Origin of the sequence: Mogibacterium neglectum (assembly GCF_030644205.1) — a bacterium.
Classification (GTDB): domain Bacteria; phylum Bacillota; class Clostridia; order Peptostreptococcales; family Anaerovoracaceae; genus Mogibacterium; species Mogibacterium neglectum.
The window spans coordinates 276955-299893 of sequence record NZ_CP128647.1; the positions used below are offsets into that span (position 1 = coordinate 276955).

A 22939-nucleotide genomic window follows, 5' to 3' on the forward strand; every position below is an offset into this window, starting at 1 on the left:
TATGAACGATCTCAGTATAGATATCGGTTACAAGAGTATTAATCACTTCGGTGAACCGCTTTGCGGTGATACAGTTGCAGTTGCGCAACAGTCGAATGGTGATAAAATCGTGGTTCTCGCTGACGGACTTCGAAGCGGTGTAAAAGCGAGTATCCTGTCTACACTGACTTCTAAAATCATTTCTACGATGATGGCAGAAGGAATGTCACTCGAAGAGTGCGTACACACTATTGCTGCGACTCTTCCAATAAGCTCCGAGTATGATGTAGCCTATTCGACATTTACGATTATGCACATCAAAGATAGCGAAAAACTTGAGCTTATCCAGTATGAGAATCCAAGGGTAATTCTTATCAGGGATTTTGTTGCAACTGAATACGAGATGATAGAGCATGTAATAGACGGCAAAAAGATTTATCGCTCTGAGGTTAAACTGCAAGAAGATGATATATTCATCGCTATGAGCGATGGCTGTCCAGGTGCAAATTCAGAGCTATCATATAACAAGGAGTGGACGGAGTCAGATATAGCTTCGTTCATGGAAACTATCGCGCCTGTTGGATATCCGGCCAAGACCTTGGCAACTATCCTCGTCGAGGAATGTAATAAGCTATACAAGGGTAAGCCGATTGATGATGCAACCGCTTGTATACTTAGAGTTATAAAACGTACACAGGTCAATCTGCTGTTCGGTCCGCCTGCAAATCGCGAAGACTGCGACCGCATGATGTCATTATTCTTCTCGAAGGCGGGAAAGCATATCATCTGCGGAGGCACAACTGCTTCAATTGCAGCTGACTACCTAGGTAAACCAATCAGGACTAATAGGGTGAATCCAAGCCTAGGTGGACCACCGATGTCAGAGATCGAGGGAGTAGAGCTTGTCACTGAAGGAATCGTTACAATCGATCACGTGGTGAAAAATGCTCGTGATTATCTTGCAAATGACGAGGGCTTCGCAGAGTGGAGTGTCTCGCACGATGCGGCCTCTCTCGTTAGCCGTACGCTATTTGAAGAGGCTACTGACATCAATTTCTTCGTAGGAAGAGCTGTAAACCCAGCACATCAGGAGGCGGATATGCCGCTCAATTTCAGTGTTAAGATGAATATGATAGAGGAGCTTTCGGCTTCCCTCGAGAAGATGGGGAAACGCGTAAAGGTGAGTTATTTCTAAGATAAAAAAGGGATTAGATGGAACAGATATCGATATTTGAAAATGAGAATACTAAGGATGAGCCTTTAGCTGCTCGTATGAGACCAAGAGACCTCGGTGAATTCGCAGGTCAGCAGCACCTAGTTGGTGAGGGCAAAATCCTCAGCAAGCTTATTGAGTCCGATAAGGTGCCGTCGATGATTTTCTGGGGACCGCCCGGGGTTGGAAAGACGACACTTGCACAGATTATCGCTAGCAAAACAAAGGCGAATTTCATAACTTTCTCTGCTGTAACTAGTGGCATTAAGGAAATACGCACAGTTATGCAGCAGGCAGATAGGTATACGAGATTCGGTGAGAAAACGATAGTCTTTATTGACGAGATTCACAGATTCAACAAGGCGCAGCAGGATGCGTTTCTACCTTTTGTTGAAAAGGGCAGCATCACTTTGATTGGGGCAACTACTGAAAACCCGTATTTTGAGGTGAATGGAGCGCTTTTATCTCGCTGCAAGGTTTTCGTGCTTAAGAATCTAGAAACTCGTGATATAGAGCAGCTCATAAGGCGAGCAATAGGTGACCCTCGAGGTTTCGGCGGCGAGAGAATTAATATCACTGATGATATGATTCACATGATTGCAGAGTTTGCCAATGGAGATGCGAGAAGCTCACTGACCACTTTGGAGATGGTAATACTAAATGGTGATATCAAGGCTGATGGAACTATAGATATAACGATGGAGTCACTCGAGCAGTGTATATCTAAGAAGTCACTGCTCTACGACAAGAATGGCGAGGAGCATTACAACATCATCTCGGCGCTTCATAAGTCGATGAGAAATTCGGATGCCGACGCAGCCGTATACTGGCTTGCGAGGATGCTTGAGGCGGGAGAAGATCCGCTCTATGTGGCTAGGCGTGTTGCTAGATTCGCCTCGGAAGATGTAGGACTTGCAGACCCTCGGGCAATTGAGATAGCGATAGCAGCTTATCAGGCTTGTCACTTTATAGGCATGCCTGAGTGTTCGGTACATCTTACGGAAGCAGTGATTTATATGGCGCTGGCACCTAAATCTAATGCCATGGAAGTGGCTTACTTTGCAGCAAGGGATGATGCACAGAAGCACATGGCAGAACCAGTGCCGTTCAACATTAGAAATGCTCCAACTTCTCTTATGAAAGATCTCGGATACGGCAAGGGGTACAAATACGCTCATGATTACGAAGACAAGATTACGTCCATGCAGTGTCTTCCGGATTCGTTAGTTGAGCGCGAGTACTATAAACCGACTGAACAGGGTGTTGAAGGGAAATTCAAGGAACGCCTGAAGAACATCAAGGAGTGGAAGAAGTCACATAAGTAAATGCGCAAGAGAAATAGTGATTTCGCCAACGACAGCGGCGGAGCATACTTGATAACAGTACATAAAGGATTAACCTTTTAGGGACAGAGAAAATAATAAAAACTTAGAAAGGAGGTAATTCTCATGTCAAATACGAAAAGAACAGGACAAAAGCCCTTTACGAGCATTTAAGTTGAGATGATTAAATGCAAGGAGAAAGCAATTCCATCATCAATCAAAAGCAACTACTTGAAAGCTATGCCAAAAGAAACGGTTTTGTAAATATCTATCACTATACCGATATGTATAACCAAGGATTGATACAATGCTCTGCACACAGAAGTGTAGAAAAGCGGCTAAAATAAAGGCTTTCAGCAGATTTGGATGGTCTGCCGAAAGCCTTCTTTTTTGTTTATGCTGTTTTTGTTGCGGTGACGGTTTACAGATTTGAACCCGACCGCCGTTTCAAATTCGATGTGTTCAAAATGAAAGTGAACCCGCAAGGGAAAATAAAAAGGTTACATCATGTCTTGGATAGCGGTTTCCGCCTGCAAAATCATAGCCTTCTGATCATCGTTGCAGAACGGTTCGAGCTTTTGCATGCGTTCCAGATTTGTGTAGCACAGGTCAACTCGTCCTTGCCTCGTTTCTTCGTTCCGTGTTGTCTTTACGATATTGACACTCTCAAGAATGATTCTGAGGTACTGCTGGAGCATCCCTGTGGTGTAAACGGATAGTTCCTCTTCGGAAACCTTGTCGGGATTCTTCAGAGTTTTATTGAAGATCGCTTCAGCCCATGCCACTTTATCTATCTTCTTTTTCTTGCCAAACCCGAACACGCTTTAATCCTCATCGAATAGGTCATCGTAGAATATCATCTCCTCGATGGAGTACGGACGATTTTCCTGATGCTTTTTAATTTTCTTATAAGTCTTGCCGCCTACCTCTATGGTGCGGGTCTCCATTACGGTTTTCTTGATGCCAAAGAGACCACGCTTTTCCACAGGGACTTGTACTTTTACTTTGTGCTTCATAATTAAACGCCCAGCGGCAGTGTGCCTTGCTGTGAGGTCATCGGTTCGTCATCAAGAATGTGCGAACTTACGATTCGGCTACCAGCGTACATGAGATACTTCACGCCGCTTGCCACAGCCATCTCTTCAGCGGCCGCCTGCTTTGCTTTTACCACGGTGTCATCGATCTTGTTGTCTCCCTTGACCTCAATAAGCTGATAGGAGCCGTCCGCCATCTTCGCAAGGAAGTCGGGATAATACTGACGGATTCTGCCGGACTCAGGGTCATAGTAGTGGACAGAGAGATCGCCCTGGTTCGATGTAAACATACCCGTGAAGTACACTTCTGCGACCTTGCCGTTCGTGATGTACTGCATAAAGCATTCCTTTTCCGGAATGGAATCGAAGCAATACGTGTCGGCATGGAAACTCTTCTTAAGCTGATCTGGCGTAAAGCCCTTATACTTATTCGTGATAACAAGGTCATCCTTGGCAGAGAATTCATAGTAGCCTGCATCCTTTGGCTCACGCAGCAACACCAGTTCTCTGTCTTCGGTCTTTAGTTCCGAGGTAACATCAAAGAGTGCGTGGAACACAGCTGGGATGATATAGTCATCCAAAACAGCATTATAGCGGTTGACCGCTTTGAGAACCGTGTCGATCCCATCCATCGATTCGCGAAGAATCCTTGAGGCAAGGATACAGGAAATATTCAGATACTGAGCCACTTCTCCTGCGAGGGAGAATTCGCTGAACTTCATGTTTTCCTGGAGATAGTCGATGTTCTTTTCCTTGACTGTGGTATCACGGGCAAGGCTATCGCGCTCGTACATGATGCTTGCGTACTTGGAGAGGTCTGTATCGACCAGCTTGAAGTCCACAGGCTCGGAGTATTCTTTCTCGTGGAGGGTATATTCATGCCACACACGCTTGAGGGTAATAGTCCTCGGAGGCGGCAGAACCCGCACCTGGTATTTGTGACGGTCTGCATTGGACGGATTCTTGATGTCCTTGATATCCATATTGAAGTTCTTATGCAGCTCATCGTCCAAGGTGTCGTAGTTCTCCTTGGAGAGGAATACCGTGGCAGTCAGGCGCTCGTCCGTGATTGCACGGAGGCAACGCATCGTAGCCTGCAGGACGAATATTTTTGACTTCGGACTGCGGAAAAGTGCCACGGCAAACAGAGAACAACAGTTCCAGCCCTCCTTGCCTTTCTCAACGAGGATGATGAATTGCTTTTCGTTTCCTTCCGTTCTGGGAACATCAAGGTTGTTGAAATCTCTGATGTCATCGTTCTTTGTATATTTGGTGTCCCCGACATTCAAGAGGATCTTCGATGCCGGGATACCGAGTTTTGCGAGTATCTTCTCAAGAGCAGGCTTTACTTCTGTAGCGGCCTCCTCAACACCTGCGGCATAAATAGCAAGTTTCGGATTCAGACCTTCGTATGTCTTGCCGCCGTATCTCTTCCAGAATGTAGTAACCACAGCGGTGAGGAATTCATCGCTCTTTACATTTTCAAAGCCGAGCGGGTCAGCATCCTTCAAGAAGCCGTTCCAGATAGACTCACGCAGACCGTAAGCGTAGACCACCTCCGGCAAGAGCTGGTTCTTGACATACGGCGTACCAGTGTAGTTATAGCAAGCCACAATGGAGGTGTTCGCAGCAAGCAGATTGATGGTATCACGGAGGCTCGTCTTATTCGCTCCGCTTGACCTGATCTGTTTTTCCAGGTCTGCTCCGAAGAGGTGGTGAGCCTCATCGACATAGACGCCGAGCTGCGGAAGGCGGCACAGTTTCTTGAAACGCTGGTTATCCATCAGCGTGGTATCGTCCCATGCGTCATCCTCGTCATCCTCGCTACCTGCACCGTAAACGGCAGAGAGCAGGGAGCCGGTGCCATTAAAAAGCATCTGACCGGGTGTCTCTTCCTTACGCTTTTTCTTTACGATGATTTTCTGTGTATTGGAGATGATGATATTGAAATCAGAATCATCAATCGTATGCAGGATAGTTCCAGTCTCATCCAGGAAGTGGAACTTGATATTCGCATCAAGCACACGGGAATACTCTGGCGGCACGACTTTCGTCTTATCAAAGGTCATGATTTCACGGAGTGATTGAAGGACAGTCTTGTCCGGCGCAAACACGAGGGCATTGTGACAGAAACGCTTATCCATCGGATACTTCTTCGCAAGCAGAAACTCGTAGAAGATACAGGTAGCCATGAGGATGGTTTTGCCGAGTCCCATCGTAAGAGCGTAGATGTAGTTCGGATAGTCCTCACGGTACTTCTTCATCTGCTTGAAGAGCGTATCCGTTTGCCTCTCGGTAGGAGCATCAAAGAGCCTGATCTGGCCGTTCTTCTCCAGAGCGTAGTAGGATGCATCGGAGAAACAGTCTCTCTTATGACGCCAGTCATCGAACATTTCGTAGACCTGCTTGTTATTCATGAATTCCTTCACGAAGACATACATCTCCAAAGCCTCGAACTGCGGTTTACGCAGAAAGGCGTGGGGATTCTCCTCGCTGTCGTTGTAGGCGAGGAACTTTCTTGTGAGGTCATTGTAACGGGAACGAATCTTTCCACGGTTCGTGGTGTAGTAATACCACAGCTGCTGATTAAAGGAAAAATTCGAATCAAATTCTACAGCCATTTAATGCACCTCCACTTCCAGCGACTCGGAGAGCAGGTCGGTAATTTTGACTTTGATAGTTCCGCAGCCCTCCGGGATATCGTAGATTCCCTTGACTATCTCGTTCTTGCCGGGAACATCGGTCACGGTCGGCTGCATAACTACGCCATCGTAGTTCCAGTCAATCATGATGGAGTCAACGAGTTGACTCCAGTCCTCCACATACTCTTTCTGGAGAGAGAGCTTCTGCATGAGGTTCATCGGGTAGAACGCTCTGATAACCAGCTTGCCGCCTTCACGGACTATCTCTGCCTCGGAGTCGCGCTTAAGCTGAAGGTCTGCCTTATCGCGGAGGATGTCCATGATCTGGATATCTACCTTGTATTCGTTAAGTTCCTGTTCCAGCGCGCCCTTTAGGTCTGGCTCGTGTCCCATGCAGACGATGGTTATGCGCTCCACAGGCTGGTTCGGATTCTCCTCCTTGCGCTTCTCGTAGGTTTTGTACGGAAGGTTCGCAAGAAGCTCCTTCAAGTCTGCTTTGGTAGCGATGCGGTTGACGGGCATGATTTTTACCATCCTGCCGTCAAGTTCACCGTTCCAGACATCGCTTTGCGGGAACGGTTGGATTTCCAGAGCGGCGATGAGAAGGTCGCGGGCTTCCACAGGATTGCGGAAGAAGTCGTAGTTATTCACATTATAGACTTCAAATCCTGTGTACTTCACACCCTCCTCCAAAGCGGTCGTATCCAGTCCCTTCGCCTTAAAGAAGTCGATTACCTTACCACGATCTTCGGCACTCAATTCGGTATTGCCGCCTGCGCTTGCTGCGGCAAGATATGGAGCAGGCTCCTCGGCCACCATCGAAAGCTGTGGCTGAATCATCTCGTAAGTTACAGGCTTATGGGTAGGCTTCAGTTCTGCAGCGATGGAGAGCAGTCTCTTGGTAGTTGTTTGAATGGCTCCGAGGTTGATGTCCGCACCAATAAAGCGCCTACCAAGTTTCATGGCAACTGCCTGCGTAGTACCGCTGCCCATAAAGCAGTCAAAAACAAGGTCACCAGGATCGGATGAAGCCTTGATGATGCGTTCGATAAGAGCTTCTGGCTTTTGAGTAGGATATTTACCTGCCACAACTTCAAGCGTGTTGCCCTTGGCCACATTCGCAGATACTTCCCACCAGTCACGAGGGATACCTTGATTGATATAGAAGCCCTTCGATTCATCGGAGGTATCGATAATTGTACTACTACTACCAGCGAAATGTTTGTTGCTAACAAATCCGTTTTCGTCCGCATAGGCAGCCCAACGCTTTATTGTTGCTTCGCTGACAGGAAAGTCTTTTCTGTCCGGATGAATCTTATGGGCATCAGATTTTGCATAAAACAAAATCGTGTCATGATCCCTGCCAAAAGCATGGGAAGAGCTACGCAGAGAGGTACGATAACACCAGACAATCTCATTCCTGAAATTTTCGGGACCAAATATTGGATCGCACAGGCAACGAAGCTGTGCTGACTTATGCCAATCACAATGGATGTAGATAGCACCTTTTTCGGAGAGAAGCTGGTACATAATTGTCAGTCGTTCATACATAAACTGGAGATATTCATCGTTAGACCAGATATCCCCGTACTGTTTTTCTTCAAATGATGTGCTATCTGTCTCAGCAGAACCAAGTCCACGGACGCTGATTTTCTTTTTATAGTCAGCCTTACTGTCGAACGGAGGGTCAATATAGATGAGATCGATCTGACCACGATAGTCCTTCAGCATATGGCTCATAACCTGGAGGTTGTCTCCCCAGAAAATCTTGTTGATCCATCCGTCTTGGGCATCGCCGTAAGATTCCCGCAACTGTGCAGGGTAATATTGCGATGAGCGGTAGGGACGCTTGCCCGTCCAGCGAAGTTCAGGGAACCCCTTGATCGTGGGTCTCTGTTCAAATTCAAAAGTAAGCTGCTCATCCATTTTATTAATCCTCCTGAATAGTTTCGGTTCTTAATTGCCGTTCAATATCCGATACAGCCAGTGGAATGTACTGCTCATCCGCAGTAAGGTTACGTCTGAATAAACTGACAAATATTGCTTGATTCTGCATCACAAGCTGTGGATTTTTCTCCAGATACGCATTGAAACACTCAAGCACATTCGGGTCAGAGAGTTTTTCCAATAAAGCCTCTCTATCGACTATCTCGGCATTGCTGAGATTTTTAACGCCTTCTGAAACCTTTTTCTTTCCGTCAACTATTTCTGCCATACCGACAATTATCTTCATTAACTCTTGTATTGCTTCTTCCTGAGTTAGCGACTTTCGGTCAGTATCCTCGGCGTTCACGGTCCCCGTTGAAAGCATGGTATTCATAGGTTCGATTGCCGTTTGTGCAGCCTCTTCATTTTGAAGGTTGACCTGTGCCTTACATTTCTCCGCTGCCTGCGCCTTGGCTTTCTTTACCTTATGTCTGTCCCATAATTTTTTTATTCCGTAGCCCACTCCGGCAATAGCAGCAACGATCAAACCGCCTATTGCGGCGGAGTCTGCATCAATCCCGCCTGACGGTTCTCCATCCTCGTCATTGCCATCGTCCAAAGCACTGATATCAACGCGATTTGCGATGGAGCCATCCGTCCGTCTCGCATAGAAATCATACGATAAATTACCTTTTTGGTAATCCTCGTAGTCATCATCAGTGAGACCGATTTTCAAGCCTCTCTCTGGGTCATATATATCCGGCATTGTTATTTCCTCCTGCAGTAGAATCGGAAGTCACACGCATTGCAGACCTTTGGGTCATCGGAGTAGCGGTGGAAATCCTTTTTCATTATCTTCTTGACCGTATCATCGAATACAGCCATCGTTCCTTCCACAGCGGACTTCGTATACGGATATGAGATTGTCGGCATTCCGTCATCCTCGCCGGTATAGTAGAGGTGCATCTTGCTGACTTTCTGTCCTGTGCGTTCCTCTACGAGATGGGCGTAGATATGAAGCTGCCGTCTGTATTGTTCAAGCCTTACCCGCATCTTCTCCATGTCGGGCTTGCGCTCGGCTTTGAAGTCCACGATTTCAACTGTGTCTCCCTCGCCGCGAATAAGGTCAATCTTGCCTTCGATGATGTAGTCCGGCTTTACCAGGGAGACATCGACTTCTGCCTGTTGAATCTGCGACCAGTCGCCGTGCTGTCTGTCCACATAGCGCAGCACCTGTTTCAGAGCCGCCTCACGCTGAGGACCGGCGAGGTAGGTGTGCTCGGTTTTTGTCAGCGACACATAGTTGGAATCAAACCATCTGCTGACATTCTCCTCTGTGATAGTCTGTTCCTCGTGCCTGATTGCCGCACGGTGTATGTCCTCGATTGTTTCATGGACGAGGGTACCGAACAGCATAGCGTTTGCACGAACCGGCTGAAAATCCAGTTCCTTGTAGAACTTGTACTGCAATGCGCAAGTTTCATAAACCGTGATGTGCGATGTGAACGAATAGGTATTCTTGATGTTCACATCCTTTATCGGCTTGAAGTCAAATGCCTGTATATCAAATCCAGGGCTGTCTACAGATTGAAGTTTCCCATAGATGTCTTTGAAGTAGTTGCTGGGCGTTCGCTGATCCTCACAGCAGGTCAGGATCAGTAAATCCTGTGCGCGGGAGAATGCTGTGTAGTAGAGACGCCAGAAGTCAAAGTACTTCGTGACCTCATAAGGCTCGAATGTAGATCGCTTGAAGTAACGATCCTCTACCTGCATCATCAAGTCGTTTGTGTTCTTCCTAGGCACATTGGCGAGTGAATCCACAAGGACAATCGGGAATTCCATGCCCTTGGACTGGTGGATGGTGAGGAAGGAAACGCAGCCGCTTGGCGCGTACTCAGAATCGTCTTCGTACTCCGTGATGCCGCCGTCAAAGAGCAACCGAAGATACAGATTAAAGAGCATCTCGGTATTTGAGTCAATACGACGTTTGCCCTTGTATTCTCCGGTATCTAAGACGTCTACACGGTGTAGGTACTCAAATTTACCGATAATCTGAGTCAGTTTTGCAAGGTTTCGCGCAGGGCGGATATCGACCACACCGACATCTATGTCCGTATCAAGTATTCCTGCGAAAGGCTGGAATTCAAACAGCTGATACATGAGTCCGCAGTAAGCGTAGTCCGTTGCGTCGGTCAGACCGACATGGACTTTTCCGCGACGGCGTATCCATTTTAAAAGCTCTGCATTCTCCGGCTGCGTGAGATATTCATTTGCAGTCATGATGCAGTTCCGGTAATAAGTCAGATATTCCGCTTGCAGGAAAGTATAGTCGCCATTCTCCAAGCCTTGGATATACCGTGGGAACATGAGCATGAGACAGCCGAGCGCAAACCGTATCTCATCCCGCTGGAAGAACATATCCGAACGTGGCGAATAAACATTTATATGGTTCTCTTCCAGGAAACGGGCAAGAGCCGTCACTCTCGGATGTTTCACCGAGTTGAAGAGAAACGCTATCTGGTTATAGTCCGTAAGTTTGCCGGACTCTTTGAGGTCATTGATGAACCGTAGGATTTTCTCGTGCCATTCATCAACATCGTCCACGCCTGCGAGTTTTACGACTGCGGGACTGTGGAGTGTGGTTTTTTCGTGCGGTTCGATCAGCTTATCATATCTGAAGTTATCCCAGCGGAACTTGAACTTCGCACCGTCAGTGGTAGCCATCCACTCATTGTAGAAGTTTACAATGTCGCTGTTGGAGCGGTAGTTGATGACCAACGGAATGATGCGGCATTCTCCGTCCGTGAATTTCTGTGGAAACTCCAGGATGTTTCGGATGGTCGCGCCTCTGAATCGATACAAGCCCTGGTCATCGTCACCAACCACGCAGATGTTTTTGCGGTCTCCGGCAAGCAGAAATACAAGCTGCTCCTGGATGAAGTTGGTATCCTGGTACTCATCAACCATGATATGGGTGATCTTGGAACAGAGTTCATTAAGAATTTCGGCGTTATCCTGCAGAAGGTGGTAGGCTTCAATCTGGATAGATGAGAAGTCCATCAAATTGCCTTCTGTGAGGATTTCTCGATATTCTTTCAGTATCCGTCCGAGAGCGGCAATCGACAGGTCAGAGTCCGGCATCAGTTCCTCTGGCGTTACCAATTCTTCAGAGAGGTTATTTACGTAGTTGCAGATAGCCTCGGCCTGTTTCCAAGCTCCGCTATTCGGAAGTGCAATCTCGACTTCCGAAATGTTCCTGAATCGATAGATGTTCTGGAACACCATGTACTGCTGATCAAAGGCGTCCAGGAGACGGTAGTTCCTGCGAAGTCTCGTAAACTCCAGGTTTTCTTTCAAGATGCGAAGGCAGAGTGAATGAAACGTGCCGATATACATCTCGTTTATATTCGCCACGATGCCGCGATCTGATAACTCATTCGTTATTCTCGTAATCAGTTCCTTTGCGGCCTTTTCTGTGAAAGTGGCAATGAAGATGCTTTCAGGCTTTACGCCGCATTCTTCTATCAGATAGATGGCGCGCCGAACGAGCGTATAGGTCTTGCCTGTTCCCGGACCTGCCGTGATGAGGACGGGACCTTCCGCAACGGATATCGCCTTTCTCTGTCCTGCGTTTGCGTTTTCAAAATCAAACATATATGTGCCTTACATCCTTTCGGTTATTCTTCAGATGCTGGACTCTCGTCCGGCACGACTTCCATAACATCAGCTATGTCACACTGAAGAGCGGTGCATATCTTAAGAAGAACCGCTGTGCTGACATTATCCCCATGCGTGAGCTTTGCCACTGTGGATGAACTGAGCTGTGCCGCCTCTCTCAAGTCCTGCTTCTTCATGTCCTTATCGATTAGTAACTTCCATAACTTTTTATAGCTGATAACCATGCATATGCTCCTCAAATCTGTAACTCTTTGTTTCCGCCAAAAGCCTGTCTCATTCAAGTAGACCAGCAGTTACACACGAGTATAGTACATTATATTTCTGAAATCAATAATTAAGTGCGAGAGATCGAAAGTATCATTTCCGATTCACAAAACCGCAAAACTTTGCCAATAAGGAAGCGTTCAATAGTGTTCAAAGAATTTTGCGTTTCCTATTGACATTTGAGCCAAATAGTGTAAACTAAAGGTTACAGTCCCACACTATGACTGAGAAAGAGGAATCGATAGACTATGAAAGCCGAATTGATCGCAAATATAATCGCCGCTCACTGCTCTGGGGACGAGGCGTCCTTCAAGAACGCATTGGAGGCTTTGGCGGAGGACGAGGATAAGAAAGGAAACAGCCGTGTTTCCAGTATGCTCCTCGATGCATATAAAGGCAAGAACATTACACTTATGAAGAAACCTGATGTCGGGCAGCCGGCCGGAGGCGGCTTTGCCGTGCAGTCGGCAGGCGGCAGCAGTTCCTTTACTCCGAGGGACAAGGATAGCCTCTTGGAACTGTATGACATCGTACACTCCGATATATCGCTTTCCGATGTCGTGCTGCCTGAGAACCAGCGAAAGCTCCTCCTTCAGATTTTGGAGGAACGACAGAATGACACCAAGCTGGCAAAGCACAATCTCTCTCCCGCAAACCGCCTGCTTCTCTGCGGACCTCCGGGATGCGGAAAGACGATGACGGCATACGCCATCGCACACGAACTGAATCTCCCTATGGCTTATGTGAGGATAGATGGTCTTGTGTCCTCCTACCTTGGGCAGACAAGCGTAAACTTGCGAAAGATATTCTCAAGCGTGGGCAATCAGAATATCGTTCTTTTTCTGGACGAGTTCGATGCCATCTCCAAGAAGCGTGATGACGGTCACGAGATGGGAGAACTGAAGCGTGTTGTTACGGCACTCCTCCAGAACTTCGATAATATGCCGTCAAATGTATTCTTGATTGCGGCCACCAACCATGAGCATCTCCTCGATCCCGCAATCTTCAGACGCTTCAATTACACCATCAATATAGGTTACCCTGATGCAGACCAGCGCAGCGAATTGATACAGCGGTGGTTCAAGGACTATACCGTAGAAACTGAGGTGGACATACAGAAGTTGACCGACCTTACCGCTGACCGCAGCGTGGCTCAGATAAAGGAACTGGTTATCTCCGCCGCTAAACGCTATGTGACTACAGATAAGCCGGTGACGATGGAGGATATGATAGAACTGCTTATCCATCAGATGACGAATAATTCTAACGGCGCAGGCGTGGTGGACGCCGCTGCTGATCTGAAAGCGAAGGGAGTGAGCATCCGTACCCTTGCAAAGGCAATCGGGATGCCGCACAACACTCTCAGCTATCAGATAAATAAGCTAAACAAGGGCAAAGAGGTGGATGAATAGGTATGGCAGATGATTTCAGACCACATCTCCTGATTACGGAGGCTGATGTAGAGACTATCGAGAATATAAAACAGGCTCGGAGCAAAGACCTGGGATTGGATCGTATGGAACATGGAACGAAACTTTCCACAGACCTTAAGGAAATCGTGTCTGCCTATACCCGTGTGCAGGGGACGGATTCTCTTCGTGATGAGGATATCCGTCTGTTTGAAGTTGTCCTGCAGGAATGTGAAAAATTCTCAAACAAAACACTTCGTGAATTCCTGGAGCAGGAAGGAATGACCATCGCCAAGGTAAAAGACTCCCGCCATGCCATCGTATCCTCGTCAAAATCCAAGTTTGATTCCCTACAGCAGAGGGTCGGTGCATATCGTGATAACAAGCGCAGCAACAAGAAATTTCAGTACATAGATGACTTTCAATTCCCTGATGGAATGGGAAAACAGGCACCTGCAATCAAAGAACTGCTTGAGCGCGAGGCCACATTCCCGCTCGATGTTGAAATTATAGAGCAGCTACTTCCGAAGGGAACCGATCCGCAGGTACAGACTCGTGCCGAAGAGAGGCTGATTGTGCTCATTGAGCAGAATCAAGGCAAAATCCAAGCACAGCCCTATAAACTTTCTGATGGGACACCTATTGTTCGTGCTGAAATCCCGCTTGGAAAGCTTGAAGAAATATCCGGGGATACCATTGTCAGCCATGTCGCACCGACAGGCTTCTATGCTACCTCGCCTATGTACACCGTGCAAGCAGGTAAACCTATGACACTGAATCCCAATGTGTTGTTAGATGAACTTCCTATCGTAGTGGTACTTGATACGGGTGTGGATTTTCCGCCTGAACTTGAACCGTTGGTTGTAGAGCATTGGGTGCCTACGGGAGCGGCTCCTGGCGATAAAAAGCACGGCACCAACGTGGCGAGCAAGGTTGCATTTGAAAATCTCGGTGAGCAGCTTGCGTCAGGAGTTCTGACACCGAGGGCAAGGATAATCGACTGCAATATCCGTGGGCTTGATCTGGATTCAAACAAGCCGGACCGCCCCGACCTTATCTGTAACAGTACCATGATTGCAAGAATTAGGGAGGCTGTTCTGCGCTATAAGGACATAACTAAAATCTTCAACTTCTCATCGAGTGAGGAGACTCCTATCCAAGGTGACGAAATAAGTATCCTCGGGTATGAGTTGGATGTCCTCGCTATCCAGTACGGTGTGAAGTTTACCATTTCTGCTGGCAATCACTATCTGTATCGTAGCCAGAACTCACTCCAAGATATTTTAGATGATGATGACAACCGCATAGCGGCACCGGCTGATTCCATGCTGAATATAGCTGTCGGGGCAATTGTCGGCGCAGAGCATAAGGAAGGCTTGAGTCGACAGTATGATGTGGCCCCCTATTCGCGAATAGGTCCGGGCTTCAGAGGTTTCCGCAAACCAGACATCGTATCCCTTGCAGGAACGATGACTAAGGCTGACTTCGTGCCGCCTGATGAATATGCTATGATGATAGCAAGCGGCGGTCAGTGGGCGTTTGAGTCGGGCACAAGTTTCACGGCACCTACTGTTGCAGGCGACCTTGCAGAGATATCACAATCTGTACCGGATCAGGATATCCTTATGTCTGAGGCACTTCTGTATCACGGTGCCGAGATGCCCATTAGCGAAGTCACAAGGAAGAAAATTACAAGGGACGAGAACGCCTTCTACGGAAACCTCTACGGCAGAGGCATAGCAAATCCGCTTGTGAGTATGTTCTCTACGGCTCATCGTGTGACTTTCCTCCACCGGGGTACGATGAATAAAAAATTCAAGAAACACGCTAAGTTCCTTATGCCGAGTGTATGCGATGCGCAGATGGACATGAGCAAGCGAGATAAAAAGATACGGGTGACCGTGAGCTGCGTAACACAGCCACCTATTGATAAAACCAAAGGTGCTGAGTACCTTGGTGCATATGTCAATGCATCCCTTCACTCACGGAACGGCAAGGATAAGCTGGTTACAAACAACCCTTCTGAATCAGATGGGCGTAAGGACTGGGATACCTGTTTCCATTTCGAGCAGGAATTTTCAAGTTTCCACGGCGGTGATTGGGAGGTATGGCTTGAACTTCATACCCGTTATGATGTGGAGGATGACCAGGAAATCGACTACGCTCTCGCCATAACGATAGAGGATTTAACCGAATCGTTGCAGCTATATGACGCAGTTGTAAATGAAGCACAGAACCGCTTTCCGGCAGTTCAACTTGTTCGTCTTCCTGTCCGTACATAAGAAGAGAGCGAGGTGTCATCTCTTCATTAAGATTCGCCTCGCTCTTCTTGTATAAGTAAAACCACGCGTTGGACGCGTGGTTCCGTAAAGGCTTTGCCTATGAGCAGAAATTGAAAATGAAAAAGCCTTCTGCTACACTTTGAATGCGGTCTGTCAGCTGCAAACAAAGGAACAGAAGGAGGTGCATTCACATGGGAGTGAATGACATAAATAGTTTAGCGCATTCAAAGTGGAACTGCAAATATCACATAGTTTTCGCACCCAAATATCGAAGAATGGTGTTTTATAGACAAAAGAAGCACGAAGTTGGAAAAATACTTAGAAAACTATGTGAGTGGAAAGGTGTAGAAGTTCTGAATGCGGAAGCGTGTCCGGATCATATTCATATGCTATTATCTATACCACCCAAATATTCAGTATCAAAATTCATGGGATATCTAAAAGGGAAGAGCAGTACAATGCTGTATGAATAGTTTGGGGAATTAAAGTATAAATACAGAAACCGAGAATTTTGGTGCAAAGGATATTATGTAGATACAGTGGGTAAAAATGAAGCAAGAATATCCGAGTATATATCAAAACAACTGGAAGAAGATAAAATGGGAGACCAGCTAACCATGAGCGAAGCTGGAGCATTCAGGAAAAAGAAAAAGTAGGTTAAGGCAAAACGTAACTGACAGATTGCGTTTACGCGTTCGACGCATCCGCGAGGATCAGAGGGCTTTGCCCGCCTACTTAACAACCATGCGTTCGACGCGTGGATGGTTTTTAGTCTTTTCGCTGGCTTTTTAGAAATGCTATATACTGGTTGACCTGGTCTATCTCTTCCTGACTTAGGTCCTCCGTATCCTTGATGCCGGCTGCGACAGTTCCGCTTTCTGTCTCCGTGGCAGGTTCGTCAATATATCCGGCAGCCGTCATCAAATCCTCATAGGGAACACCGAGGGCGGATGCAATGGAGCGGAGCACCTGCGGAGATGTCTGCTTTCTAAGTCCATCCTCTATTCGCTTTACTTCGGTATGACTGATATCGGCAAGCTCTGCCAGCCGCCTTATCGACAGCCCTTTTTCTGTTCTTTTTTCTTTGATATAAGTTCCAAGTTCATTCATAACACAGTCCTCCTCGCTTGAACCTCTATCATTGTACCATAAGTGTAACCTAAAAGCAACATTTTTTGAAAAATCACTTGTAGCCTGTAACCTAAAGGTGTATAATACAGAAAACGGAACCTTAAAGTTCTGAATCAACCTGCCGCCTGTGAGCGGTATATATTTTGAACACGGTGGAACCTTTAGGTTTTGGAAAGGAGCAAAATATGAAACCAAATATAGAATATGTAAAGAGAGATGGAACGCCATAAATGGACAGGCAGTCAGCTTGCCATGAAGATGGATGTTTCTCGCATGGAAGTGAGCCGTCTTTTGCGTGGAAAGCGTGTCGGCGGCAAGAAGTGTATCGGTGGTCTTATCAAGGCATTCCCTGATGCTGACATTAACGACCTGTTTTTTTGGGATTGAGTAGAACTTATAGTTTCCAAAATGGAGGTACATATTATGGAACAGATCAAGAACCTTGATGACAAGCGTGTCTGTGATAAGAGCAAGGACAGCAAAGTCATCATCATTCGTAAGAAAGACTGCATTATCCGCATCGCTGCCAATGCAGATAGAACGCTCAAGATTACTCACGAGTATGTGAAGTAAGCCGTAATACAAAAATCAAATAGAAATCCGTGAGAGCGCCAGAGACAGTACGGATACCTGATTCAAAGGTATCGTTCTGCCGTCTTTTCGTTTCTATAAGCAGATTTCACGGCTCCTTGCAGATTTCAACACGAATCTGAAAGGAGCTATGAACTTTGAAAATCACAGTTTACTACGATGATGGAGTAAACGGAACAACCTTTGATAGACAAGGATTTCAGAAAATGATAAAAGCAGTAGAAGAAAACAAAGTATCTACTGTGATAGTAAAAGATATGAGTAGGTTTGGCAGAGACTACCTCAAAGTAGGTTTTTACACCGAAATACTTTTCAAAGAAAAGGGAGTAAGGTTTATCGCCATCAATAACGGAATAGACAGCGAAAAACAATCAGAAAGCGACTTTACCCCATTTCTAAACATTATGAACGAATGGTATGCAAGGGATACCTCAAGAAAAATACAATCTATCTTCAGAGCAAGAATGGAAGAAGGTAAAAGAGTATCACCAAGCGTTCCATACGACTATTATAGAAACCCTAAGAACAAACAGGAGTTACTTGTCGATAAAGAGAGTTCAAAGGTCGTAAAACGCATTTACAGGCTTGTAATAGAGGGATACGGAGCAACAAGACTTAGAAAAGCAAATACAATATTTTGAAGATGAGATAGAACGCTACCATCAGAGAAAAGTTAATACCGAAAAATTCCTAAAGATGATAGAGAAATATACAGACATTGAGGAATTGACAGTACCAATGATAAATGAGTATATAGAAAAAATTGTAGTCCATGAAGCCACAGGAGGAAGAAAAGGCAAAGACAAAAAACAAAAGGTTGATGTGTATTTTAACTTCATAGGCAACTGTCAAGTTCCAGAGAAAAAGGAATAACTTTAAAAAGAGATTACTTTATTCATTCATTTTTAGGGTTTTCAAGAGATTTCAATTCTGCAATATAGTCCAAACCAAAAACTTCTATTTCATCTAATACTTTTTGAAATTTAGTTCCGATTTTACTCAAAGAATATTCAACATGAGGGGGAACTTCTGCAAAAACTTTTCGATTAACGAGCCTATCTGCTTCAAGCTGACGAAGTTGTCTTGTTAAAACAGTCCTTGTAGTTTCAGGCATCAATTTTTCAAGTTCATTAAATCTCTTAGTGCCTGTACTAAGATGATATAGTATTACAATTGCCCATTTCCCTTGTAAAACTCTTTGAGTAGTAACATAGGGACATTTATCATAAATATTAGACATATCAAACCTCCGAAAATAATTAAAGTAACATAATAGATACTATGTATTATAAATATTCGTACTTGTAAAATCAAGACTTAAAAAAGTATAATATAAACAGGAAATCAAAAGTAAATATCCAATATTAAAAAAAGGAGATAAACAGGTATGAAAAATGAAGTTATGAAAGTATTTAATACTTACACAGAAGCATTATCAAGAGGAGATTTTGAAGCAGCTTTTGAAACAATGGCAGATACGATTGTATGGCATATGGGTGGAGAAAGTTCTCTATCAGGAATAATTAAAGGAAAACAAGCACTTGGAGAACGTTTAGGAGAATTTGCGAAAAGAAGTAATGGAACATTCAGAGTAATGACAGAGTGGGCTGCAAGTAATGATTGTTTTGTTGCTGCAAGTGTTGTTTCATTAGCAGAAAAAGGTAATGAAAAATTAAATGATCCAGGAATTGATTTGTTCAAAATAGAAGATGGAAAAATACAAGAAGTATGGACTTTTGCACAATATCAAACAGTAGAAGATAAATTTTGGGAATAAATTGAATTTATCTTTAGCAAATATCTGGAGTTGTAACATTTAAGTAGAGTCTGTAAATCCACCAAATTCTCATGGTAGTATATCAATGAAAGGATTGGTGAGACTATGCAATACGACAATTCATTTAAGCAGGAAGCCCTCGAACTTTCAGACGAGATCGGTGTCAGAAAGGCTGCAGAGCAGCTTGGCATTCCATATTACACACTTGCTGATTGGCGATATATCCGAAAGCATCAAGGTGCTTCATATTTTGTAGGCAGTGTTTACAAACGTAAATCTGTAGACGAGAAAGATCGTCGGATACAGGAGCTTGAAGCCGAACTGCGTGAAACCAAACGAGCCAATGAGATACTCAAGGATGACATCGGTTTTTTCGGCAGCTATACAGACCATCATTGATGAGTCTGTATTCAATAACAACTATGGAGTTCCACGTATGCAGATGGCTCTTGCGCTAAGAGGGAAAAAGGTCGGCATGCACAAGCTCAGACGGATCATGCTCAAAATGGGACTAATCCATGAACGAAAGCGCAAACCTAAGGGTCTGACAAAAGCTACAACCGAGATTCAGGAGAAGGAAAACCTGATCCGGCAGGACTTCTCCGCAGATAAGCCATATACCAAGCTACTTACAGATATATCTCAGATCCAATGCATCGATGGGAAACTGTACATTTCACCATCATCGACTGCTTTAATGGGGAGATTTCTATCGCTCATCATGCGTGATAACATGAAGAAAGAATTATGTATCGATACTCTTAAAGCTGCACGGATTAGATACCCAATCAGTAGGGCGACCCTGCATTCAGACAGAGGCAGCCAATATACAAGCGACGGTTTCAGAGCTATACTGGCAGCAAATAACATACAACAAAGTCTGAGCGGCGTTAATCACTGTTATGACAATGCCAGAATGGAGAGCTTATTCACTACTTTGAAGAAGGAACTCCTGTATCGTATCCCGACATAAAGAATGAAGATGTTAGAAGCAAAGTCATGGATCTTCAAATATGTATTCACCTACTACAATACGGATCGAATATATACGTCTAATCCGAGCGGGCTTCCTCCGGCAGAATATAGAAGGATGGTGCTCGACGAAGCCCTGGCGGCTTAAATCAATTTTAGGTGTTTAGAGACTGTACTTTTCTTGACATCTCCAACCCTAAAAAACTTTGATTACCCATAAAAAAATCACAACATAAACAGTTAGTAATGGATATTGGAAAAACAAAATATACTGTAAACCTACATTTCAAGCAAGGTACAGTGGAAACATACAAGGATAAAATACTAAATTTAATTAAGAGAGAAACAGAGAAGATATAAATTTATCAAAAATTTTTGTTTATTTCCTTGACAAATCTTCCCTAAAATAGCCATGAGTACAGTCGGTAATTGACTATGCACGTGGCTTATTTATTTCGCAAATTAACACACCAGTGTCAAAAATATGAGGCTTAGTATGATATAATTTCATAATATAGTTAGTTAACTCATACTAAGGAGCAAGCAAATCAATTATTTATATATAGAAAGGATTGAGATATATGACTAAAGTGGATATTTTCTCAGGATTCCTTGGCGCTGGTAAGACCACGCTGATTAGGAAGCTTATTGAGGAAGCGTATGGCACGGACAAAATAGTTCTCATCGAGAATGAATTTGGAGAGATTGGTGTAGATAAGGGATTCCTGCAGAATACAGGAATTGAGATTAACCAGATGAATGCTGGCTGCATCTGCTGCACTCTCGTAGGAGATTTCGGAAAGGCTCTTAATGAGGTTATCGAGAAGTATAACCCAGAGAGGATTCTCATCGAGCCATCTGGAGTTGGTAAGCTGTCGGATGTAATAATCGCGGTTCAGGATCTGAAGAACGATAAGATTGAGCTAAATGGATTTACGACAGTCGTTGATGCTACTAAAGCTGAGATGTACATGAGTAACTTCGGAGAGTTTTACGAAAACCAGGTGGAGCATGCAAGCTCAATCATTCTAAGCCATACAGCTGGAATGTCTCAGGAGGATATCGATAAGTGCATCACATTACTTCGTGAGCATAACAAGGAAGCGTCCATAGTTACGACGGATTGGAATGAGATTGACGGTTCCAAGATTTTAGAGATTATGGAGCAGAAGAAGACTCTTTCTGCTGAACTTGATCACCTGAGAGAAGAGGCATATAGAGAGCAAGCGGAGCATGAGGCGGAGCACCATCACGACCACGACCACCACGATGACGAAGAGCATGAGTGCTGTGGTCACGGCCACCACCACGACCATGACCACGACCACCATCACCACGATGACGAAGAACATGAGTGCTGCGGTCACGGCCACCATCATCACCATCACGGACACGGCCACCACGCTGACGAAGTATTTGACGAAATGGGCGTGGAGACCGCACATCGCTTCGGCCGCGGCCAGCTCGAGTAAGCTCTAGCAGGCCTCATGGATCCCGAGCAGTGCGGACAGGTGCTCAGAGCGAAGGGTTTCGTAGCAGGTACAGAAGGCGAATGGTACGAGTTCGACTACATACCAGGTGAGCCTGAAGTTAGAACTGCTGAAGAGGCAGAGACCACAGGCGTAATCTGCGTAATCGGAGTCGGTCTCAAGAAGGATAAGATTAAGGAGCTGTTCGGAATATGAGAGAGAAACCAGTCTATCTATTTACAGGATTTCTAGGCTCTGGCAAGTCTACTTTCATCCAGGATACACTCGAAACACCAGAATTCGGAGAGGGTGCAAGCACGCTACTTCTGGTTTGTGAGTCAGGTGAAGTTCCTTATGACGAAAGCAAATTTACTGACAAAGTGTACATCGAGAAAATCGAGAAGGAGACAGATCTCACTGAGGCGAAGCTCAACGGCATCGCATCAAAGTATGTATTTGATAGAGTTCTAGTCGAGTATAATGGCATGTGGATGACGCAGACTCTGTTTGAGAACATGCCTCGTAACTGGATAATCGCGCAGGAGATGACCTTTTTCGATGCGACCATGTTCGATCTGTACAATAAGAATATGAGGCAGCTCTGCTTCAACAAGATGCAGAACGCAGAGCTTGTTGTATTCAATAGATTCCAGAAAGGCGCAGATAAGATGCCGTTTCACAAGGAAGTACGTGTAGCTAACAGGCGCTCGCAGATTGTCTATGAATTCGGCCCACATGACATAGAGGTAGATGACATCGTGGACGAACTACCTTTCGATAAGAAGGCTAGCACAATTGAAATCGCCGACGATATGTACGCTGATTGGTATCGCGATATAAACGAAAATCAGGATGAATACAATAACAAGACATTGATCCTAAAGGGCAGAGTCGTAAAGGGTGGCGATATGAAGCATGGAGAATTCGGGCTCGGTAGGCACCTCATGACATGCTGTGTGGAAGATATGCAGTTTGCAGCTCTGATGGGCATCTATGATAGAATCGACGACTTTAAGAACGGAGCGTGGGTTCAGGTCAAAGCAAAGGTCAGAGTCGAGTATGTCGATGCATACGGAGAGAAGGGGCCGGTTCTTTACTGCAAGTCGGTAGAGGCGTGTGAGCCTTGTAACCCTGAGGTTGCGACATTTTAAATAGCTATTAGATAAATAAAAACAAGTTTATAAACCTCTTTTGTCAGTGGTTCTGTCAGAAGAGGTTTTTATCTGTCTATATTTTACAAGAAGAATAAA

The 22939-nt window shown here is 45.3% G+C and carries 23 protein-coding genes and 2 pseudogenes; 16 read left to right on the forward strand and 9 right to left on the reverse strand.

From position 1 onward, the window contains the following. Position 1 precedes the first annotated feature (1 nt). Together QU661_RS01265 and QU661_RS01270 are read left to right on the forward strand one after the other, a co-directional pair. A complete protein-coding gene (locus tag QU661_RS01265; protein WP_304989967.1) occupies positions 2-1174 on the forward strand; it encodes a SpoIIE family protein phosphatase in 1173 nt (390 codons plus the stop codon). Between the two features lie 17 nt (positions 1175-1191). Next, complete coding sequence (locus QU661_RS01270) at positions 1192-2517, forward strand: replication-associated recombination protein A (protein WP_304989968.1); 1326 nt, start codon at positions 1192-1194, stop codon at positions 2515-2517. Positions 2518-3014: 497 nt separating this feature from the next. Here QU661_RS01270 and QU661_RS01275 read toward each other — a convergent pair whose 3' ends face one another. From QU661_RS01275 to QU661_RS01305, 7 genes are read right to left on the reverse strand one after another with little or no spacing between them, the layout of a single operon-like run. Continuing rightward, positions 3015-3335: a hypothetical protein gene (locus QU661_RS01275; protein WP_304989969.1), complete on the reverse strand. Its 321-nt coding sequence runs from the start codon at positions 3333-3335 to the stop codon at positions 3015-3017. A gap of 3 nt (positions 3336-3338) precedes the next feature. After that, positions 3339-3530, reverse strand: coding sequence for a hypothetical protein (locus tag QU661_RS01280; protein WP_304989970.1), 192 nt, complete (start codon positions 3528-3530; stop codon positions 3339-3341). A 2-nt stretch (positions 3531-3532) separates the two neighbouring features. Beyond that, entirely contained in the window at positions 3533-6169 is a 2637-nt protein-coding gene (locus QU661_RS01285) for a TnsA endonuclease N-terminal domain-containing protein (protein WP_304989971.1), read from the reverse strand. Beyond that, positions 6170-8116, reverse strand: coding sequence for a site-specific DNA-methyltransferase (locus QU661_RS01290; RefSeq protein ID WP_304989972.1), 1947 nt, complete (start codon positions 8114-8116; stop codon positions 6170-6172). It lies immediately after the preceding gene. A 4-nt stretch (positions 8117-8120) separates the two neighbouring features. After that, the gene (locus QU661_RS01295; protein ID WP_304989973.1) at positions 8121-8882 is read right to left on the reverse strand and encodes a hypothetical protein; all 762 of its coding nucleotides are present in this window, start codon (positions 8880-8882) and stop codon (positions 8121-8123) included. 2 nt (positions 8883-8884) lie between these two features. Continuing rightward, positions 8885-11770, reverse strand: a complete 2886-nt coding sequence (locus tag QU661_RS01300) for an ATP-dependent helicase (RefSeq protein WP_304989974.1) — start codon at positions 11768-11770, stop codon at positions 8885-8887. A gap of 23 nt (positions 11771-11793) precedes the next feature. Next, positions 11794-12018, reverse strand: coding sequence for a helix-turn-helix domain-containing protein (locus tag QU661_RS01305; protein WP_304989975.1), 225 nt, complete (start codon positions 12016-12018; stop codon positions 11794-11796). 288 nt (positions 12019-12306) lie between these two features. On the opposite strand from QU661_RS01305, the gene QU661_RS01310 reads away from it, so the two are divergent. From QU661_RS01310 to tnpA, 3 genes and pseudogenes are all read left to right on the forward strand, one after another. Then, positions 12307-13470, forward strand: coding sequence for an AAA family ATPase (locus tag QU661_RS01310; protein ID WP_304989976.1), 1164 nt, complete (start codon positions 12307-12309; stop codon positions 13468-13470). 2 nt (positions 13471-13472) lie between these two features. Continuing rightward, a complete protein-coding gene (locus QU661_RS01315) occupies positions 13473-15749 on the forward strand; it encodes a S8 family peptidase (RefSeq protein WP_304989977.1) in 2277 nt (758 codons plus the stop codon). A gap of 191 nt (positions 15750-15940) precedes the next feature. Beyond that, a pseudogene (gene tnpA / locus QU661_RS01320) lies at positions 15941-16405 on the forward strand (IS200/IS605 family transposase). Positions 16406-16517: 112 nt separating this feature from the next. On the opposite strand, the gene QU661_RS01325 reads toward tnpA, so the two are convergent. Next, a complete protein-coding gene (locus QU661_RS01325) occupies positions 16518-16997 on the reverse strand; it encodes a helix-turn-helix domain-containing protein (protein ID WP_304989978.1) in 480 nt (159 codons plus the stop codon). 99 nt (positions 16998-17096) lie between these two features. On the opposite strand from QU661_RS01325, the gene QU661_RS01330 reads away from it, so the two are divergent. The 3 genes and pseudogenes from QU661_RS01330 to QU661_RS01340 form a co-directional block, all read left to right on the forward strand. Further along, entirely contained in the window at positions 17097-17267 is a 171-nt protein-coding gene (locus QU661_RS01330; RefSeq protein ID WP_304989979.1) for a helix-turn-helix domain-containing protein, read from the forward strand. A gap of 36 nt (positions 17268-17303) precedes the next feature. Continuing rightward, the gene (locus QU661_RS01335) at positions 17304-17453 is read left to right on the forward strand and encodes a hypothetical protein (protein ID WP_304989980.1); all 150 of its coding nucleotides are present in this window, start codon (positions 17304-17306) and stop codon (positions 17451-17453) included. Between the two features lie 170 nt (positions 17454-17623). After that, positions 17624-18344 (forward strand): annotated as a pseudogene (locus QU661_RS01340) (DUF4368 domain-containing protein); the annotation flags it as partial. Between the two features lie 22 nt (positions 18345-18366). Here QU661_RS01340 and QU661_RS01345 read toward each other — a convergent pair. Further along, positions 18367-18711: a winged helix-turn-helix transcriptional regulator gene (locus QU661_RS01345; RefSeq protein WP_304989981.1), complete on the reverse strand. Its 345-nt coding sequence runs from the start codon at positions 18709-18711 to the stop codon at positions 18367-18369. Positions 18712-18858: 147 nt separating this feature from the next. On the opposite strand from QU661_RS01345, the gene QU661_RS01350 reads away from it, so the two are divergent. The 8 genes from QU661_RS01350 to QU661_RS01370 all read left to right on the forward strand — a co-directional run bounded on the left by QU661_RS01350 (position 18859) and on the right by QU661_RS01370 (position 22840). Next, a complete protein-coding gene (locus QU661_RS01350) occupies positions 18859-19248 on the forward strand; it encodes a nuclear transport factor 2 family protein (protein ID WP_304989982.1) in 390 nt (129 codons plus the stop codon). 105 nt (positions 19249-19353) lie between these two features. After that, on the forward strand, positions 19354-19647 hold the full coding sequence (locus QU661_RS01355; protein WP_304989983.1) for a transposase: 294 nt from the start codon (positions 19354-19356) through the stop codon (positions 19645-19647). Beyond that, entirely contained in the window at positions 19607-20221 is a 615-nt protein-coding gene (locus QU661_RS01360; protein WP_304989984.1) for an IS3 family transposase, read from the forward strand. Before QU661_RS01355 ends, QU661_RS01360 begins: the two co-directional genes overlap by 41 nt. Positions 20222-20230: 9 nt before the next feature. After that, the gene (locus QU661_RS08370) at positions 20231-20368 is read left to right on the forward strand and encodes an IS3 family transposase (protein WP_416388972.1); all 138 of its coding nucleotides are present in this window, start codon (positions 20231-20233) and stop codon (positions 20366-20368) included. 98 nt (positions 20369-20466) lie between these two features. Then, entirely contained in the window at positions 20467-20580 is a 114-nt protein-coding gene (locus QU661_RS08375) for a transposon-encoded TnpW family protein (RefSeq protein WP_416388973.1), read from the forward strand. A 221-nt stretch (positions 20581-20801) separates the two neighbouring features. Then, positions 20802-21692, forward strand: a complete 891-nt coding sequence (locus QU661_RS01365; RefSeq protein ID WP_330692457.1) for a GTP-binding protein — start codon at positions 20802-20804, stop codon at positions 21690-21692. Positions 21693-21707: 15 nt separating this feature from the next. Then, entirely contained in the window at positions 21708-21905 is a 198-nt protein-coding gene (locus QU661_RS08305) for a GTP-binding protein (protein ID WP_330692458.1), read from the forward strand. After that, on the forward strand, positions 21902-22840 hold the full coding sequence (locus QU661_RS01370) for a TIGR03943 family putative permease subunit (RefSeq protein ID WP_304989985.1): 939 nt from the start codon (positions 21902-21904) through the stop codon (positions 22838-22840). The genes QU661_RS08305 and QU661_RS01370 overlap by 4 nt, the downstream gene beginning before the upstream one ends. Positions 22841-22939 lie beyond the last annotated feature (99 nt).

What these genes read in the sequence shown, in the direction of transcription:
- QU661_RS01265 (WP_304989967.1), top strand. Translation starts at nt 2, where the DNA reads ATGAACGATCTCAGTATAGATATCGGTTACAAGAGTATTAATCACTTC.
- QU661_RS01270 (WP_304989968.1), top strand. Translation starts at nt 1,192, where the DNA reads ATGGAACAGATATCGATATTTGAAAATGAGAATACTAAGGATGAGCCT.
- QU661_RS01280 (WP_304989970.1), bottom strand. Translation starts at nt 3,530, where the DNA reads ATGAAGCACAAAGTAAAAGTACAAGTCCCTGTGGAAAAGCGTGGTCTC.
- QU661_RS01285 (WP_304989971.1), bottom strand. Translation starts at nt 6,169, where the DNA reads ATGGCTGTAGAATTTGATTCGAATTTTTCCTTTAATCAGCAGCTGTGG.
- QU661_RS01290 (WP_304989972.1), bottom strand. Translation starts at nt 8,116, where the DNA reads ATGGATGAGCAGCTTACTTTTGAATTTGAACAGAGACCCACGATCAAG.
- QU661_RS01295 (WP_304989973.1), bottom strand. Translation starts at nt 8,882, where the DNA reads ATGCCGGATATATATGACCCAGAGAGAGGCTTGAAAATCGGTCTCACT.
- QU661_RS01300 (WP_304989974.1), bottom strand. Translation starts at nt 11,770, where the DNA reads ATGTTTGATTTTGAAAACGCAAACGCAGGACAGAGAAAGGCGATATCC.
- QU661_RS01305 (WP_304989975.1), bottom strand. Translation starts at nt 12,018, where the DNA reads ATGGTTATCAGCTATAAAAAGTTATGGAAGTTACTAATCGATAAGGAC.
- QU661_RS01310 (WP_304989976.1), top strand. Translation starts at nt 12,307, where the DNA reads ATGAAAGCCGAATTGATCGCAAATATAATCGCCGCTCACTGCTCTGGG.
- QU661_RS01315 (WP_304989977.1), top strand. Translation starts at nt 13,473, where the DNA reads ATGGCAGATGATTTCAGACCACATCTCCTGATTACGGAGGCTGATGTA.
- QU661_RS01330 (WP_304989979.1), top strand. Translation starts at nt 17,097, where the DNA reads ATGGAACGCCATAAATGGACAGGCAGTCAGCTTGCCATGAAGATGGAT.
- QU661_RS01335 (WP_304989980.1), top strand. Translation starts at nt 17,304, where the DNA reads ATGGAACAGATCAAGAACCTTGATGACAAGCGTGTCTGTGATAAGAGC.
- QU661_RS01345 (WP_304989981.1), bottom strand. Translation starts at nt 18,711, where the DNA reads ATGTCTAATATTTATGATAAATGTCCCTATGTTACTACTCAAAGAGTT.
- QU661_RS01350 (WP_304989982.1), top strand. Translation starts at nt 18,859, where the DNA reads ATGAAAAATGAAGTTATGAAAGTATTTAATACTTACACAGAAGCATTA.
- QU661_RS01355 (WP_304989983.1), top strand. Translation starts at nt 19,354, where the DNA reads ATGCAATACGACAATTCATTTAAGCAGGAAGCCCTCGAACTTTCAGAC.
- QU661_RS01360 (WP_304989984.1), top strand. Translation starts at nt 19,607, where the DNA reads ATGACATCGGTTTTTTCGGCAGCTATACAGACCATCATTGATGAGTCT.
- QU661_RS08370 (WP_416388972.1), top strand. Translation starts at nt 20,231, where the DNA reads ATGTTAGAAGCAAAGTCATGGATCTTCAAATATGTATTCACCTACTAC.
- QU661_RS08375 (WP_416388973.1), top strand. Translation starts at nt 20,467, where the DNA reads ATGGATATTGGAAAAACAAAATATACTGTAAACCTACATTTCAAGCAA.
- QU661_RS01365 (WP_330692457.1), top strand. Translation starts at nt 20,802, where the DNA reads ATGACTAAAGTGGATATTTTCTCAGGATTCCTTGGCGCTGGTAAGACC.
- QU661_RS08305 (WP_330692458.1), top strand. Translation starts at nt 21,708, where the DNA reads ATGGATCCCGAGCAGTGCGGACAGGTGCTCAGAGCGAAGGGTTTCGTA.
- QU661_RS01370 (WP_304989985.1), top strand. Translation starts at nt 21,902, where the DNA reads ATGAGAGAGAAACCAGTCTATCTATTTACAGGATTTCTAGGCTCTGGC.